Origin of the sequence: Aerococcus viridans (assembly GCF_002871935.1) — a bacterium.
Classification (GTDB): Bacteria; Bacillota; Bacilli; order Lactobacillales; family Aerococcaceae; genus Aerococcus; species Aerococcus viridans_B.
Genome location: NZ_PNHQ01000019.1, coordinates 1 through 16,566, shown reverse-complemented (window position 1 = coordinate 16,566; position 16,566 = coordinate 1). Strand labels below are relative to the sequence as shown.

General features: G+C 37.1%; 14 protein-coding genes. 12 read left to right on the top strand and 2 right to left on the bottom strand.

The window, feature by feature from the left end; translation table 11 throughout:
* The first annotated feature begins 63 nt into the window (after window positions 1-63).
* Together CJ191_RS07485 and dtd are read left to right on the top strand one after the other, a co-directional pair.
* The gene (locus tag CJ191_RS07485) at window positions 64-2,319 is read left to right on the top strand and encodes a RelA/SpoT family protein (protein WP_102199424.1); all 2,256 of its coding nucleotides are present in this window, start codon (window positions 64-66) and stop codon (window positions 2,317-2,319) included.
* A 36-nt stretch (window positions 2,320-2,355) separates the two neighbouring features.
* Window positions 2,356-2,805 carry a D-aminoacyl-tRNA deacylase gene (gene dtd / locus CJ191_RS07480; protein ID WP_070467848.1) on the top strand — a complete coding sequence of 150 codons (450 nt, stop codon included), beginning with the start codon at window positions 2,356-2,358 and terminating at the stop codon, window positions 2,803-2,805.
* A 198-nt stretch (window positions 2,806-3,003) separates the two neighbouring features.
* Here dtd and CJ191_RS07475 read toward each other — a convergent pair whose 3' ends face one another.
* The gene (locus tag CJ191_RS07475) at window positions 3,004-4,359 is read right to left on the bottom strand and encodes an N-acetylmuramoyl-L-alanine amidase (protein WP_102199423.1); all 1,356 of its coding nucleotides are present in this window, start codon (window positions 4,357-4,359) and stop codon (window positions 3,004-3,006) included.
* A gap of 413 nt (window positions 4,360-4,772) precedes the next feature.
* Here CJ191_RS07475 and hisS point away from each other — a divergent pair, with 413 nt between their 5' ends.
* From hisS to CJ191_RS07435, 8 genes are all read left to right on the top strand, one after another.
* Complete coding sequence (gene hisS, locus CJ191_RS07470) at window positions 4,773-6,065, top strand: histidine--tRNA ligase (protein WP_180960956.1); 1,293 nt, start codon at window positions 4,773-4,775, stop codon at window positions 6,063-6,065.
* Window positions 6,066-6,088: 23 nt separating this feature from the next.
* The gene (aspS, locus tag CJ191_RS07465) at window positions 6,089-7,861 is read left to right on the top strand and encodes an aspartate--tRNA ligase (RefSeq protein ID WP_180960955.1); all 1,773 of its coding nucleotides are present in this window, start codon (window positions 6,089-6,091) and stop codon (window positions 7,859-7,861) included.
* Window positions 7,862-7,993: 132 nt separating this feature from the next.
* Complete coding sequence (gene sppA, locus CJ191_RS07460) at window positions 7,994-9,019, top strand: signal peptide peptidase SppA (protein WP_070467852.1); 1,026 nt, start codon at window positions 7,994-7,996, stop codon at window positions 9,017-9,019.
* Between the two features lies 1 nt (window position 9,020).
* A complete protein-coding gene (locus CJ191_RS07455) occupies window positions 9,021-9,674 on the top strand; it encodes an RDD family protein (protein ID WP_102199421.1) in 654 nt (217 codons plus the stop codon).
* A gap of 500 nt (window positions 9,675-10,174) precedes the next feature.
* The gene (gene pyrR, locus CJ191_RS07450; protein WP_070467854.1) at window positions 10,175-10,681 is read left to right on the top strand and encodes a bifunctional pyr operon transcriptional regulator/uracil phosphoribosyltransferase PyrR; all 507 of its coding nucleotides are present in this window, start codon (window positions 10,175-10,177) and stop codon (window positions 10,679-10,681) included.
* Window positions 10,682-10,827: 146 nt separating this feature from the next.
* The gene (locus CJ191_RS07445; protein WP_083272752.1) at window positions 10,828-11,739 is read left to right on the top strand and encodes an aspartate carbamoyltransferase catalytic subunit; all 912 of its coding nucleotides are present in this window, start codon (window positions 10,828-10,830) and stop codon (window positions 11,737-11,739) included.
* Entirely contained in the window at window positions 11,714-12,988 is a 1,275-nt protein-coding gene (locus tag CJ191_RS07440) for a dihydroorotase (RefSeq protein ID WP_102199420.1), read from the top strand. Before CJ191_RS07445 ends, CJ191_RS07440 begins: the two co-directional genes overlap by 26 nt.
* A 31-nt stretch (window positions 12,989-13,019) precedes the next feature.
* Window positions 13,020-13,943 (top strand): dihydroorotate dehydrogenase, encoded by a 924-nt coding sequence (locus CJ191_RS07435; RefSeq protein ID WP_070467857.1) that lies wholly within the window; start codon window positions 13,020-13,022, stop codon window positions 13,941-13,943.
* Window positions 13,944-14,034: 91 nt separating this feature from the next.
* On the opposite strand, the gene CJ191_RS07430 is transcribed toward CJ191_RS07435, so the two are convergent.
* Window positions 14,035-14,871 carry a pyruvate, water dikinase regulatory protein gene (locus CJ191_RS07430; protein WP_102199419.1) on the bottom strand — a complete coding sequence of 279 codons (837 nt, stop codon included), beginning with the start codon at window positions 14,869-14,871 and terminating at the stop codon, window positions 14,035-14,037.
* 165 nt (window positions 14,872-15,036) lie between these two features.
* Between CJ191_RS07430 and CJ191_RS07425 the strand changes: the two genes are divergently transcribed.
* Both CJ191_RS07425 and CJ191_RS07420 read left to right on the top strand, forming a co-directional pair.
* The gene (locus CJ191_RS07425) at window positions 15,037-16,014 is read left to right on the top strand and encodes a ring-cleaving dioxygenase (protein ID WP_102199418.1); all 978 of its coding nucleotides are present in this window, start codon (window positions 15,037-15,039) and stop codon (window positions 16,012-16,014) included.
* A gap of 40 nt (window positions 16,015-16,054) precedes the next feature.
* On the top strand, window positions 16,055-16,474 hold the full coding sequence (locus CJ191_RS07420) for a Fur family transcriptional regulator (RefSeq protein WP_070467859.1): 420 nt from the start codon (window positions 16,055-16,057) through the stop codon (window positions 16,472-16,474).
* Window positions 16,475-16,566 lie beyond the last annotated feature (92 nt).

Genomic DNA, 16,566 nt, shown 5'->3' with positions numbered 1-16,566 from the left:
CCATTTATGTGGTAATATAGTAATCACATACAACTCATATAATCTAGGAAAGTAGGTGGTAACATGCCGAATAAAAAGAATTATACAAAAGCTGAAGTATTAGCTTTATGTGCAACATACATGTCAGAATCGAAAGTTGACTACGTCAAAAAAGCAGCCGATTTCGCAGAACGCGCGCACATTGAGCAAATCAGAAAGTCAGGCGAACCTTACTTTGTCCATCCAGTTCAAGTAGCGAGTATTCTTGCTGAATTGAAAATGGATCCAGATACTGTAATTACGGGGTTCTTGCATGATGTTGTAGAAGATACCGGGATTTCTTTAGATGATATTGCCTACTTCTTTTCTCCAACAATTGCCACTCTAGTTGATGGTGTGACTAAATTAGGGAAGTTTAAATATAAGTCACATGAAGAACAATTAGCAGAGAATCACCGTAAAATGTTATTAGCTATGGCCAATGATTTACGGGTAATCATGGTGAAGTTAGCCGACCGCTTACATAATATGCGCACATTAAAGTGGCATAGACCAGAAAAACAAGTCATTATTTCAACAGAAACATTAGAAATCTATGCACCACTAGCAGATCGTTTAGGTATGAATCAAATTAAATGGGAACTTGAAGATACAGCTCTGCGCTATATAGATCCAGAATCTTACTATTCAATTGTCCAATTGGTAGATTCTAAACGAGATGAGCGAGCTGAGTTTATTCAAACAACAATTGATGAATTAGAGGCTCAGGTTGAAGGTGCTATTACAGGCAAGTTTGAAATCTACGGGCGTCCAAAACACATTTATTCTATTTATCGCAAAATGAAAGATCAAGATAAAGAATTTGACCAAATTTTTGATTTACAAGCTATTCGTGTTTTAGTGGAATCAGTTCGAGATTGCTATGCAGTGCTTGGGATTGTACATACCAACTGGAAACCGTTACCAGGGCGTTTTAAAGATTATATTGCTATGCCTAAGGCGAACATGTATCAATCTATTCATACAACAGTTGTTGGTAATCAGCCAAGTCCAGTAGAAGTGCAAATCAGAACCTACGAAATGCATGAGGTAGCTGAGTATGGGGTGGCGGCACACTGGGCATATAAAATGGGTAACCATGACAAGGTAGAAGCATCACCTCTAGATGCACAATTAGATTGGTTTAATCAAATCGCAGAATTAAAAGATGACTCTAAAGATGCAACGGACTTTATGGAAAGTGTAAAAGAGGATATCTTCCAAGATAAAGTCTATGTATTTACCCCAACTGGCGATGTCACTGAATTACCAGCTGGCTCATATCCGTTAGACTTTGCTTATTCTATTCACTCAGAAGTGGGGAATAAAACAGTTGGAGCCAAAGTAAATGGTAAGATTGAACCCTTAAATTATCAACTGAAAAATGGGGATATTGTTGAAATTTTAACGTCACCTAATTCTGCAGGGCCGTCACGTGATTGGGTGAACCTTGTAAAAACATCACGTGCCCGCAATAGAATCAAACGTTTCTTTAAATTACAAGATCGAGATCAAGCAATAGAACAAGGCCGACATGCTCTTGAAGAAACACTTGAAAACCATGGTTTTAAGCTTAAAGAAGTTTATAAGAAGGACGACATCAATAAAACACTGGCGCGCTTTAATTTTTCAACTGAAGAAGACCTATTCGCAGCGATTGGATTCGGAGAATTATCTTCAACTGCAGTAGCCAACCGATTAACTGAACGAGAAAGACGGTTAAGGGCTGCAGAGAAGAATCGAGAATCTGTTGAAGAAACCTTAAAAGAGAGTGGCGAACAGAAAAAATTAAGCAAATCACAAAAGCAACCTAGTCATGTAAGACGTAAGGAATCTAAATCGAGCTCAGGTGTAATTGTTGAAGGATTAGACTCATTACTTGTACGCTTAGCGCATTGTTGTAATCCGGTACCTGGTGACGATATTGTTGGCTACATTACTAAAGGCAGAGGTGTTTCCGTACATCGTAGAGATTGCAAAAATGTAAAAGTTTCTGAAGATGAAAAAAATCGCCTAATTCCAGTTGAATGGGAGGATGCTAGTAAAAATGTGGATAACCAATATGAAGTGGAAATTGTGGTTGAAGGGGAAGACCGGTCTGGTTTCTTAAATGAAGTTTTACAGGTTATTACCCCAATAGCAGGATCCGTAACGAATATTAATGGTAATGTGAATCATGATGATAATTCTGTCAAAGTGAGGTTGCGTTTTGTTATTCAAAATGTCAATCAATTAGATAAGATAATCGATCGGGTGAAAAATATTCCGGATGTTTATTCAGTTGCTCGTGCAAAAGAATAAAATGGTTATGCAATGAAAGTTTTATGGAGGGTTTGAATGCGAATTGTCATACAAAGAGTTACTCAAGCTAACGTAGCGATTGATGATAAGATAATTGGCAAAATTGATAAAGGATTTGTAATTTTAGTTGGTGTTCATGATGATGATACGGCGGAAACTGTTACTTACATGGCCAGAAAAATTGCGAATATGCGTATTTTTGCCGATGAGGATGATAAATTGAATCTAAATATTGATCAAGTTTCTGGAGAAATTTTATCTATTTCTCAGTTCACACTTTATGCCCGAACAAAGAAAGGGAATCGACCATCTTTTATTGATGCTGCAAAACCTGACCACGGTAATAAAATCTATCAGTTATTAAATGAAACCTTGCGTGAAGACTTTGGTTTAAAAGTTGCTGAAGGTGAATTTGGTGCTGATATGCAGGTCTCTCTTATTAATGATGGACCTGTGACGATTATCTTAGATTCAGAAGAAACATAAAAAAATGAAGGTGAGACAAAAGTCGTTTAGAATTGACGTACTGAACCAAAAGGCGAACAATAATGAAATGTTATTGGAGACATTTGGGCAGTATCGGACAATGCTGACTTTTGGCACCCAATTATAAATGTTCTTATATAGCAAAGAGAGGCTGAGATATTTTTGTCCCAGCCTCATTTTTGATTATATCTATATCAATTATTGATAGTAAATCGTTAATGCATTATAAATTGAATCAGCAACTTGGTTCCAGTAGCCTTCTTGACTAAATACAGCGACATCACTAGGTGTAGACATATAACCAAGTTCAATTAGGACACCTTCTCCAGATAAATCACGGATGACTTGGAAGTCACCGAACTTAACCCCATTGGACTCTAATGCAGATTGTTCCATTAACTGTCCTTGAATTGCTTGAGCAACCGGAATAGAGTTATCACCATAATGGTATACAGTGGTTCCTGATGCCCCTGTCGTTTCAATGGCATCATAGTGGAAAGAAATCATCAAGTCAGCATTTGCTTGGTTTGCAATATAAGGAATATCAGATAAAAGAACATCTGAATCATCATCTCGAGTCATAATGACGTTTACACCAGCTGCTTCAAGTCGTTTTTTAACGGTTAGGGCCGTTTGAAGTGTAACCTCTTTTTCATATAGACCATCTGTTACTGCACCTGGATCAGTGCCCCCATGTCCAGGGTCTAAAACGATTGTTCGGCCAGCTAAACTACTAGTTGACTCAGCAGCTTTTGCAGCATCTGCCATAGCAGTAGAGTCGCTGTCAGATAACCAGTTAACGATATAGCCTTCAGTGCCATCTACTGAACGTACATGGTAGTATTCATTCTCTTGGCCAAGGTATGCAAACTGTTCGTTTAGCGCACCTTTAGCTAAGATATCAGAATCCTTATCAGCTTCACTTCGGATATTCACACCATCTGCTGTTGCTGTAACGGTGAAATCATAATCCGTTAAGAATTCATCATAAGTTGATTGCTCTTCTTCTGTGATGGTTGTATCCCCTTCGTAAGCAATTGTTCCTGGTGTGATATCGATTTCGGATTGTTTTACCCAACCGATTTCACCAGCAAGTTGAATCTGAGTCCAACCATCTGCTTGATGCAAAATTTGGTATTTCTCATTTTTATCAGTGGTCATTAAAATCGTAGCATCATCGGTATTGTCTTCATAAATATTCATTTCATCTTTTAAAGTTGTAGCAATAAAATCTGTTGCATCAATATCTTGGTTATCTGCTAGCCATGTAGGTATCCAACCGATTTCGTTGTTGTCTAATAACACGTAATACCAATTGTTTTCTTGGCTTAATATCCGGTATGGATTTTCACCTTCAATTTGTCCTTTAATATCGTATGTGATACCTGGCCCTTCCCGAAGGTTGACAATGGTGGTTGATAATTCTCGATAAGATGATTTATTGTATTGATATAATTGGAAAGAGGAGAGACCAACGATTCCAGAAATGAAAATAAGGTAAAGTAGATAGGCTACCTTATTTTGTTGGAAGTGGTTCTCAAAATGATCTGTCAATTTGTGTACACCTCTGTCATTTACCGGATTGTCCGGTAGATAAAGTTATATTTTTTCTAAAATTTGGCATTACTATCATTCAGTTTACCGTTCTTAGAATGAATGAACAACTACAAAATTTCACATCTTGACACTTTTTTTATTTTGATATAATATTAGAGCGAATAATCCGATGATAGAGCAAGAATAATTGTCGACATTTATAGAGAGAGCTAAGTGGTGAGAATGCTCAATGTCATTTATTTTTAAACACTCTGGAGGAGAATAGTGCAAAGCTATTCCGTCACGCACGTTACGCGTCGAGCGACAGCTAGAGCTGTTGAAATTAAGGTGGTACCACGATGTTCACTCGTCCTTATATTCTAGATAATGGAATGTAAGGGCGTTTTTATTTTTTATTTTAAAGGAGGGGTATTGTGATTCAACGACCAAAAGGGACTGCTGATATCTTACCTGAAGATATGAATCTATGGCATTATATTGAAGAGACTGCCAGAAGAGTATTAGACCAATACCGTTATTTCGAGATTCGTACACCCATGTTTGAAAGCTATGAATTATTTTCCCGTGGTGTAGGAGAGACAACAGATGTAGTATCTAAAGAAATGTATGACTTTTATGATAAAGGTGACCGCCATATCGCCTTGAAACCTGAGGGAACTGCACCGATAGTTCGTGCATATGTGGAGAATAAACTATATGCGCCAGAACAAGTGAAACCATATAAAGTTTATTATATGGGACCAATGTTCCGTTATGAAAGACCACAGAGTGGACGTTTACGCCAGTTTCATCAAATTGGTGTAGAGGTATTTGGTGAAGCAAGCGCTGCTAAAGATGTTGAAACGATTGCTTTGGCAATGGATTTATTTAAATCACTCAATATTCAACACATTAAATTAGTGATCAATTCGCTTGGAGATATAGATTCACGATTAGCGTATCGTCAAGCGCTTATTGACTACTTAACACCATTTACAGATGAATTGTCAGAAGATTCAAAAACACGTCTACATAAAAATCCGTTACGTGTGCTAGATTCTAAAGATAAGAAAGATATTGAGATTGTTGCTAATGCACCATCGATTCTAGATTACCTTTCTGAAGAATCGACAAAACGTTTTAATGAAGTACAATCTTTATTGACTGCTTTAGGTATTGAATTTGAAATAGATTCAAATATGGTTCGTGGTTTAGATTACTATCAAGATACTATTTTTGAAATCATGTCTGAAGACAAAGTATTCGGTGCCCAAACTACTATTTGTGGTGGTGGTAACTATGATGGCTTAGTTCAAGAAATTTCAGATGGTAAAGAGTCTGTACCTGGATTTGGTTTTGGGTTAGGTATTGAGCGTTTGATTTTATTGATGAAAGCTCAAGCGGTAGCAGTACCTGAAATGCATGCATTAGATGTCTATGTTGTGAATATCGGTGAAGGAACAGATGAAGCGGCTATGAAGATCATGCAGCATATTCGTCACGCAGGTTTCTCAGCAGACCGGAATTTCTCTGGTGCTAAACCTAAAAAACAATTTAAAGATGCTAATAAATTAGGAGCAGATTTAGTTGTGACCATTGGTGAATCCGAATTGGAAAATAATCAAATCACGATTAAGCACATGGCGTCTGGTAAAGAAGCTGCTTACCCGTTAGAAAGATTTGCCAACGATTTTACCGAAATTTATAAAGAATTAAATAAATAGATTTAAATTAAAAGGAGCTGCATATAATGCAACGAAGTGTGTATTGTGGAGATGTGTCTAATGAATTTATTGGACAAACTGTTACATTAAAAGGATGGGTACAAAAACGTCGTGACCTTGGGGGCGTAATCTTTGTTGATTTACGTGACCGTGAAGGTATCGTTCAAGCTGTATTTAATGTAGAAAACTTAGGTGACCAATTTTCGGAAGCTGAACGTTTACGTTCGGAATATGTAATTGAAGTTACCGGTGAAGTCGTATTACGTGGTGAAGGGTTAGCTAACCCGAAAATCAAAACTGGTGATATTGAAGTGATGGTTTCAGATTTAACAATCTTAAACATTTCAAAAACACCACCATTCCCTGTGGAAGATGATATTGATGTAAATGACGAAATTCGTATGAAATATCGTTATGTTGACTTACGTCGTCCAAAAATGGCAAACAATATGAAATTACGTCATCAAGTGGTATCTACTATTCACCGCTACCTTGATGATCAAGAATTTATCGAGGTAGAAACACCATATTTAACAAAATCTACGCCTGAAGGTGCTCGTGATTATTTAGTACCATCACGTGTACACCCTGGTGAATTTTATGCTTTGCCACAATCACCACAATTATTTAAACAATTGTTGATGTCAGCTGGTATGGATCGCTACTATCAAGTAGTACGTTGCTTCCGTGACGAAGATCTACGTGGTGACCGTCAACCTGAATTTACACAAATTGACTTAGAAACTACATTCTTAACGCAGGAAGAAATCCGTGATTTAGTAGAAGGTATGTTAAAAACAGTCGTTAAACGTACTAAGAATATTGATATCACCGAAAACTTCCCAATCATTACTTATGACGATGCAATGGCTCGCTATGGGAATGATAAACCAGATACGCGTTTTGGTTTAGAATTAGTAGAGATATCAGATATCGTTGATCAATACGAATTTAAAGTATTCAATCAAGCAATTGAGAATGGTGGTATGGTTAAAGCCATCAATATTAAAGGTGCAGGGGATAACTATTCTCGTAAAGATTTAGATAATTTAACGCCATTTGCATCTACATACGGTGCTAAGGGTGTTGCTTGGATCAAAGTTACGGATGAAGGTTTATCAGGTCCTATTGGGAAATTCTTCAAAGACAACCCAGCACCATTAATGGAGCGCTTGCAAGCTGAAACTGGTGATATCTTAGTGTTCGTAGCTGATAAAGAATCAGTAGTGAACCAATCATTATCTGAAATTCGCCTGAAATTTGGTCGTGAATTAGACTTGATGGATAAAGATCAATTTAACTTCCTTTGGGTAACAAACTGGCCATTGCTTGAGTATGATGAAGATACAAAACGCTTTAACGCTATGCACCACCCATTCACTATGCCAAATGAAGAAGATATTGATAAGTTAGCTGAAAATCCAGAAGATGTATATGCTCAAGCATACGACATTGTATTAAATGGTTATGAAATCGGTGGTGGATCACTACGTATCTACCAAAAAGAAATGCAAATGCAAATGTTTAAAGCTTTAGGATTTACAGAGGAATCTGCCGCTTCACAATTTGGCTTCTTATTAAATGCATTAGACTACGGTTTCCCACCACATGGCGGATTAGCCCTAGGTTTAGACCGTTTAGTAATGTTATTAGCGGGCGAAGAAAATATTCGTGAAGTCATTGCTTTCCCTAAAAATGGACGCGCATTTGATCCGCTGACTGAAGCACCTAGCCAAGTATCAGAACAACAATTAGAAGAGTTATCATTATCAGTTACAACTATTGATTTTGACTAAAAAGCAGTGATGCTTTGAAAGCATAAACTTAAATTTTTCTAATACCACAATTTTGAAGAGTAAATATATGTCATATGGTAGAATATACTTAGACATATATTTACTTTTTTCATTTGGAGGAGGATTAAATTAATGAGTAAAAAATCATGGATACTAGCAATTGTAGCTGTCATTATTCTTGCACTAGGAGCTGTTGGAAATCAGTTGACCAGTCAAACAAATATGAATAATCTATTTGCCGAGGGTTCAAAAGCCTTCTCAACTTCACAAAATACCATTGAAGCTGGTGATGCTCATCGTCAAGTAGCTGTCCTTGAAGTTGATGGAACAATAATGGACAATGCTGGGGCTGGCTATTTTTCTGAGGGGATGGATTACCAAGGCATTCTAGAAGCAATCGAAGAAATTAAAGAAAATGATGAAGTTCAGGGATTATTACTAACCGTTAATTCACCAGGTGGTGGTGTGTATGAAAGTACAGAATTATATAATGCTTTACTGGATTTAAAAGAAAGTCGTGATTTTCCAATTTATGTTTCCATGGGCCAAATGGCCGCATCTGGCGGTTACATGATTTCTATGGTAGGGGATCAAATTTATACAGATAATGAAACGACAACAGGTTCCATTGGGGTCATCATGCAAGTACCAAACTTCTCAGGATTCATGGAAGAACATGGACTTTCTATGGATACTTATAAATCAGGTGCCATGAAAGATTTGGGTTCGTCTTATAGAGGCGCTTCTGATGCTGAGAAGGATGTGTTGAATAGTTTTATTCAAGAAAAATATAATCGATTTGTTGATATTGTGGCTAATGGTCGTGGCATGTCTACGGATGATGTTAAAAAATTAGCTGATGGCCGCATTTATACTGGTAGTCAAGCTGTAGAAAATGGCTTAGCTGACCAAATTGGTTATGAAAAAGATGCGTTAGCAGCGCTTAGAGCAGACCATAACTTAGAAACCGCTAGTGTTGTAGATTATACACCGACTTCTGCAACATCATGGATAACAAGCTTCACGTCACTATTAACGGATAAGCAGCTATTCACAGGACAAGCAGAAATGAATGCAGCTGATGAAATGACACAAATTTTAGAGGTTTTAGAAGATACCTCAACACCTCAATTCTACTATATGTATGGAGGTGAGTAAGATGTTTAAACGACGAGAAAAAACTAAAAAGCATCAGGAAAGCGTTGAATTACCGAAACTGAACGAACGTCTATATGAAGGGACTGTAGAAACAGATTTTAAGGAGAAACGCCGTAATCGTAAAGTGAAAACCTTGCAAGCTTCACCACAAGAAATTTTTTCGAACTATCGTCGTAATTTAGAAGCAGACATTACTTCAGGTTATGCACGTAATCTTTACGGCGGTTTCTGGATTCGTCTTGTTGCTTTTATAATTGATTTAGTCATTGTTTACGCTCTACGGTCTTTAGTTACAGGTGTATTAAATGCCGTTTCTTCAGGTATGTATAGTAATTTACCGGTAGCTATTACATACCTAGTTGATCAATTTGTATTCATTGCTTACTTTACCTTATCCACATACTGGACGAATGGCCAAACGATTGGTAAAGGTTTACTAGGCCTGCAAGTTGTCACTAACAAACAGTACAAGTTATCTTTTATGACTTGCTTAGTTCGAGAAGGATTAGGGAAAATTATTTTAAAAACAATACCATTTTTAGGGTTGATGGTTGTTTTCTCAAATAAACGTCAGAATTTTATGGACTATTTTACAAATACAAATGTTATTTTATTGGGTCAATTTGCCATGTTATTTGAAGAGAATGCAATTTAAAGAAAAGGTAAGCGTCCTGATTAGTTGAATCAGGGCGTTTGTTCTTTAAGTCAGGTGTGCATGAATAACTTAAATTCACTCCAGAATGAAGGTGAGACAAAAGTCGTTTAGGATTGCCGTACTGGACCAACAGCCGAACAATATCGACATGTTATTGATGCTTTTAGAAAGTCTCGGACAATTTTGACTTTTGAAACCTGATTATAAACATCTTTTATATAGCAAAGAGAGACTGAGATATTTTTGTCCCAGTCTCATTTTTGACCGCTTCCAACCTTAGCGTCGGGCCTCGCAACCTTCATTTAATACTTGATTTATTCCTTTTATGCGTTATAATGATGTCAACATAAATGAAAAAACCTTTAACTTGCGTCCAGAGAGACGAAGAAGGCATCATACGTACAGTTTTAACCAAATGGGGGAGAAACTACTTCTTTTTGCGTACGCAAGTTAGGAAGTAGTCTTTTTTTCATACTTAGAGCAAAAATGGGGGTCATACTATGGTAAAAGTCATTATGAATGAAAAAGAGATTAGCCGCGCTTTGACACGTTTATCTCATGAAATTATCGAACGTTACAAAGGTATTGATCGTTTAGTACTGGTTGGGATTGAAACTAGAGGTGTGCCACTAGCTGAACGTTTAGCTACTAAAATAGAAGCAATCGAAGGGACTGTTCCTGTTGAAAAAATCAATATTGAAGGTTACCGTGATGACGCTAAAGAGATTATTGAAGTAGCAAAAGACGGTACAGATTTAACCGGTAAAAAAGTTATCTTAGTAGATGATGTATTGTATACAGGTCGTACAACGCGGGCAGCTTTGGATGCTTGTGTTGATTTAGGACGACCTGCTGAAATTTCTTTAGCTGTGCTAGTTGATCGTGGACACAGAGAATTCCCAATTCGCGCAGATTTTGTCGGAAAAAATATCCCAACTGCTAGCGAAGAAGAGGTTGTTGTCGCATTAAAAGAAGTTGATGAAAAAGATGAGGTTTTAATTAAATAACCATAGTGTATTACTTTAAGTGGGTCCGAGAGGCTACAAGTGATTTTACTATGTGAACTAATTTTTTGGGGATTAGTATATTCACTTAGTGAAGTGCTTGTGGACAGGGGTCTATGGGCACTTTTTTTATGAAAGTAGGTATATTGATGCGACATTTTTTATCTGTAGAGCAATTTACGAATGAAGAATTTATGATGCTAGTGAGACGTGCATCTGACTTTAAACATGGACGAGATCGTTTTAAAAGTGACCGAACGATCGTTAATATGTTCTATGAAAATTCAACGAGAACAAAAATGAGTTTTGAAATGGCTGAGCACAAAATTGGCATGCACCAAATGAACTTTGATGTAACGACATCATCAGTAAATAAAGGGGAGTCTTTGTATGATTCCGTATTAACCATGCAAGCAATTGGTGCAGATGTAGTGGTTATCCGTCATCCAGATCCTAACTATTCTGATCAATTGGTTAATTTAGATGTACAAGTGGTGAATGCGGGTTCAGGAACTGGCCAACATCCTTCACAGTCATTGCTCGATATCATGACAATCTATGAAGAATTCGGTGACTTTACTGATCTAAATGTCGCTATTATTGGAGATATCATGTATTCACGAGTAGCAGTATCTAACATGATGATGTTAAATCAACTAGGTGCGAATGTCATTTTTGCTGGTCCAGATCAATACTTCGATAAGCGCTACGAAAAATATGGTGAATGGATGTCAGTGGATGCTGCTGTAAAAGCAGCCGATGTGGTAATGATGCTTAGGGTTCAATTAGAACGTCATCCTAATGGTGATAAACCTTTTGAGAAAAAAGACTATCATGAGCGATTTGGGTTAACGCGTGAACGGTTCCAAACGATGAAAGATCATGCAATCATAATGCATCCAGCGCCCGTTAACCGGGACGTAGAGATTGCTGATGAATTAATAGAATGTAAGAAAAGTCGCATAGTTTCACAAATGTCGAATGGTGTTTTTGCGCGTATTGCTATTTTAGAATGGGTATTGAAAGGAAGATATGATGAGCTTAATAATCACAAATGGTAAACAAGTAACGAAAGAGAATCAATTAGTTGATATTCATTTAAAGATTGATGGGGAAAAAATTATAGCAGTAAGTGACAAATTAGATTTTGAAGTTGCAGACTCAGATCAGGTGATTGATGTTGACGGGAAACTTGTGACACCGGGATTAACAGATGTGCATGTGCATTTTCGCCAGCCAGGTTTTGAAGACAAAGAAACGATTTTAACTGGAAGTCAAGCAGCTGCGCGGGGTGGATTCACACGTGTCGCAGCTATGCCTAATTTAAATCCAGCTCCTGATACACCAGAAAAGTTATCAGCAATTCAAAAGCTGATTGACGAAGATGCAGTAATTGAGGTCTTACAATACGCACCGATTACAGCTGATTTAAAATCAGATGACTTGGTGGATATGGCCAAAATGCCAGAAGCATTTGCCTTTACCAATGATGGGTTTGGTGTGCAAACGGCTGGCACTATGTACTTAGCTATGAAAGAAGCTGCTCGCTTACATAAGCCCATCGTAGCCCATACTGAAGATGAGAGTCTATTATTCGGTGGTGTAATGCATGAGGGAATCAAGAATAAGGAACTTGGTTTACCAGGTATCTTAAATGCAACAGAATCTAGTCAAATTGCCCGTGATATTCATTTAGCAGAGGAAACAGGTGTTCATTACCATGTTTGTCACGTATCCACAAAGGCATCTGTCGCGGCCATTCGTGACGGTAAAGCACGAGGTGTTCATGTGACAGCAGAAGTCGCACCACATCATTTAATTCTAAATGAACTAGATATCCCAGCTGACGATGCTACTTATAAGATGAATCCACCTTTACGCGGTGAAGAGGATCAAGCAGCTTTATTAGAAGGTTTATTGGATGGAACCTTAGATATGGTCGCTACTGACCATGCACCGCACACTTTAGCTGAGAAGGCCAACGGTTTTATGGGTTCACCTTTTGGAATTGTTGGTATTGAAACAGCGTTTGCAGTGATGTACACGCATTTTGTGAAGACAGGTGTCATGTCTTTAGCCTTTTTACTTGAAAAGATGGCTATAGCACCAACTGATGTATTCGACTTACCCTCAACTACATTATCAGTTGGGAGTTCAGCAGATATTGCAGTTTTTGATCTAGCACAGGCCTATACAATTGATCCAGCAGATTATTTATCAAAATCACAAGTGACACCTTTTAATGGTGAAGAAGTATATGGTATGTGTGTGTTGACTATCTATAAGGGAAATATTGTTTATCAACAATAATGCGTATCAAACGTTATTTAAGGAGGCTATTATGTCACGTTTAAGCGTCAAATTACCAGGTTTAGAATTAAAGAATCCAGTAATGCCAGCGTCTGGCTGTTTTGGTTATGGAGAAGACTTTGCAGACAAATATGATTTAAGCATTTTAGGTGCCTTAGTGGACAAATCAACAACTGTAGAAGTTAGAAAAGGAAATCCATATCCTCGTTACTACCACTCAGGAGAACGCATTCTAAATTCAGTTGGACTCAAAAACCCTGGAGTAGAAAGTGTTTTAGCAGAAAAATTACCTAATCTAGCACAATTTGATGTACCCATTATTCAAAGCATAGCTGGATCAACAGTTGAAGACTATGTTGAAGCTACTAAAGCTTTATCTAAAGCTGAGAATGTAAAGGCTATTGAACTAAATATCTCTTGTCCAAATGTTAAATTAGGTGGTCTACAATTTGGTACTGATCCAGAAGTAGCAGCAGATTTAACTAGACAGGTAAAAGCTGTAACGACTTTGCCTGTTTATGTAAAGTTAACGCCTAATGTAACAGATATTACGGTAATTGCAAAAGCGGTGGAGGCTGCGGGTGCTAATGCCCTTGTGATGATCAATACAATTACTGGTCAAACATTCGATCTCCAAACAAGACAACCTGTTTTAGGTGGATTAACTGGTGGCTTGTCTGGGTCTTCCTTGAAATATGTGGCCTTAAGAATGGTACGTCAGGTTGCACAAGTAGTAGATATTCCTATCATTGGTGTAGGCGGTATTGGAAATATTGATGATGTATTAGAAATGATAATTGCTGGAGCAACAGCTGTTCAAATAGGCTCTGCTAACTATGCCAATCCAATGATTTGTAAAGAAATTATTGAAGGGCTACCCGCACGTATGGATGAACTGAATATTAAAACTATTGAAACACTGATAGCTGAAATGAAAGTAATGATAAAAAAATAATTCTATGAATAGCTTTTTGAAGATACAAAAACGCGCATGATTTTTAACCTCATGCGCGTTTTGTGCATATATTCTAAAATTCATTGGTTATTTATTGTATTTCTTGACTTTTTGTAGAATTGAAAAACATGATGATTAATGTTGCAGTTTCTTCAATAGACCGGTCTGCCACATTGATTACAGGGCAATTCAATTCCTCATATAATTTATTCGCATATGCTAGTTCTTTTTCAATACGAGCATCATTTGTATACAGACTCGCATCTTCAATACCATATGACCGCATACGTTCACGCCGGAATTTATTTAATACATTCACATCATTAGTTAAACCAATGATTTTGGATCTTTCAATCTCATAAATGATGTCTGGAATTCTAGACTCTGGCACGAGGGGTAAGTTAGCTACTTTATATCCCATATTTGCCAGATACATACTCAAAGGGGTTTTTGAAGTTCTAGATATACCAAGCAAGACAATATCAGCATCTATAAAACGTTTTGGTTGTTGACCATCATCATTGTTAACTGCAAACTCTAACGCCTCTATACGTTTGTAGTATTCATCGTCTAATTGGTGGCGAATACCAGGCTTTCCGGAAGGCTTCACATTTGTTTGATGCACAATTTGATCCATTAATTGGTCAAGGACATTTAAATAAAAAATCCCTGCCATTTCACAGTAATCTTCAGCAATTTGGTTGAGATCTTTATTGATAAAAGAAGCAACAATTCCTGCTTGTTCAATTTTTGCTTGTTTCAAAATTGGTAACAGCATATCATCATGCTGGATGAATGGATAATTGGTCACGTCAAAGTCGACGGTGGGAAATTGTACTGACACACTTTGGAAAATATCATTCACTAGAGATCCAACTGCATCTGAAATAAGGAAATACTTTGGCTTTTGTGGTATATCTTGACTCATCGTTTTGCCTCCAAAATGGTTTTATTATGTATATTCTACCACAGAAAAGTTGCAGATAGCATTTGAGTTAAATTGATTTGAATTCGAATAGCGATTATGTTAGTGTTATATTACGAATTCGAAATAAAAGATGATAATAGTATTTATATTATAGGAGCGACAAAAATGACAAACGATTTATTGGGTATTCATCATGTAACAGCGATTACTTCCAGCGCAGAGAAGAATTACCAATTCTATTCAGGCATCTTAGGTATGCGTTTAGTTAAGAAAACGGTTAACCAAGATGATATTCATACTTACCATACTTTCTTTGCAGATGATGAAGGGAATGCGGGGACAGATTTAACTTTTTTTGATTTCCCAGGTGTTCCAAGTGGTTATTATGGTACAAATTCAATTTCTCGTATTGGTTTGCGAGTACCGAATGATGAAGCTTTAGTTTATTATGAAGAGCGATTGAAATCATTTGACATTCAAACAGAAGAGATTCAAAAAGTTTATGATAAAAAAGTGCTCCGCTTCGAGGATTTTGACGGTCAAAGACTACAAATTTTCTCAGATGAAAATAATAAGGGGGTTCCGGCTGGAAAACCATGGAAAAACGGTTCAGTACCAACTGATAAAGCAATTTATGGATTAGGGCCGATTGAAATTTCGGTATCTTATTTTGAGGACTTTGGAAAAATTCTTGAAGAAATTTATGGTATGAAAAAAATAGCAGATGATGGTAAACAGGCTTTATTTGAAGTCGGAGACGGTGGTAACGGTGGTCAAGTAATTTTACGTAAAGATTTAGTTACACCACCCGGGTTACAAGGCTATGGTGAAGTCCATCATGTTTCATTCCGTGTAGCTGATCATGATGCCATTCAACATTGGGTGAATAAATATCAACAAATTGGCTTACCAAGTTCGGGATTGGTCGATCGTTTCTTCTTTGAAGCCTTATATGCCAGAATTGGAGATATTCTAATTGAAATTTCTACAGACGGACCTGGATTTATGGGCGATGAGCCATATGAAACGCTTGGTGAGTCATTGTCCTTACCACCATTTTTAGAAGAAGAACGTGCGCATATCGAATCACAAATTCGCCATTTCGATACGACACAGCCCAATGATTATGGCTTCAAATCGTAATCAATACGTGTTAGAATAAGTGGGAATTGGAGTGATAACTATGAATTTTGTAGAGGATTCTATGCAAGCCCTACACGAAGCTGGTTTTAAATATACGAAAAAACGTGCTGATATGTTAAATGTCTTCGATGAAGAAGGTGCCTATTACCTTAGTGCAAAAGAGGTGCAACAACGATTAGAAAGCCTATACCCAGGTATTTCTTTCGATACTATTTATCGTAATCTAAAATTATTTGAAGACCACCATTTTTTAGAGACGTCAGAGATAAATGGTGAGATGGTATTTAGAAAGCATTGTGATCCACATTTAGGTCACCACCATCATTTTATTTGTACGAATTGTGGTAAAACGATCGCTATCAATTCATGTCCTATGACGTTCTTTGCAGACCAATTACCTGGCTGTGAAATTATAAGCCATACAATTGAAATACAAGGATTGTGTAGTGAATGTAAGTAATGTTGCTCCTCGTATAATAAGATTAGTCTTAAATGGCTAATCTTTTTTTACTATATTTGTCATTTAAGGCTGACTTAAACCTGTGACTCTTA

Bases quoted from the DNA above. Each gene is read 5' to 3' on its own strand.
- CJ191_RS07485 (WP_102199424.1), top strand. From the start codon at position 64: ATGCCGAATAAAAAGAATTATACAAAAGCTGAAGTATTAGCTTTATGT.
- dtd (WP_070467848.1), top strand. From the start codon at position 2,356: ATGCGAATTGTCATACAAAGAGTTACTCAAGCTAACGTAGCGATTGAT.
- sppA (WP_070467852.1), top strand. From the start codon at position 7,994: ATGAGTAAAAAATCATGGATACTAGCAATTGTAGCTGTCATTATTCTT.
- CJ191_RS07455 (WP_102199421.1), top strand. From the start codon at position 9,021: ATGTTTAAACGACGAGAAAAAACTAAAAAGCATCAGGAAAGCGTTGAA.
- pyrR (WP_070467854.1), top strand. From the start codon at position 10,175: ATGGTAAAAGTCATTATGAATGAAAAAGAGATTAGCCGCGCTTTGACA.
- CJ191_RS07445 (WP_083272752.1), top strand. From the start codon at position 10,828: ATGCGACATTTTTTATCTGTAGAGCAATTTACGAATGAAGAATTTATG.
- CJ191_RS07440 (WP_102199420.1), top strand. From the start codon at position 11,714: ATGAGCTTAATAATCACAAATGGTAAACAAGTAACGAAAGAGAATCAA.
- CJ191_RS07435 (WP_070467857.1), top strand. From the start codon at position 13,020: ATGTCACGTTTAAGCGTCAAATTACCAGGTTTAGAATTAAAGAATCCA.
- CJ191_RS07430 (WP_102199419.1), bottom strand. From the start codon at position 14,871: ATGAGTCAAGATATACCACAAAAGCCAAAGTATTTCCTTATTTCAGAT.
- CJ191_RS07425 (WP_102199418.1), top strand. From the start codon at position 15,037: ATGACAAACGATTTATTGGGTATTCATCATGTAACAGCGATTACTTCC.
- CJ191_RS07420 (WP_070467859.1), top strand. From the start codon at position 16,055: ATGAATTTTGTAGAGGATTCTATGCAAGCCCTACACGAAGCTGGTTTT.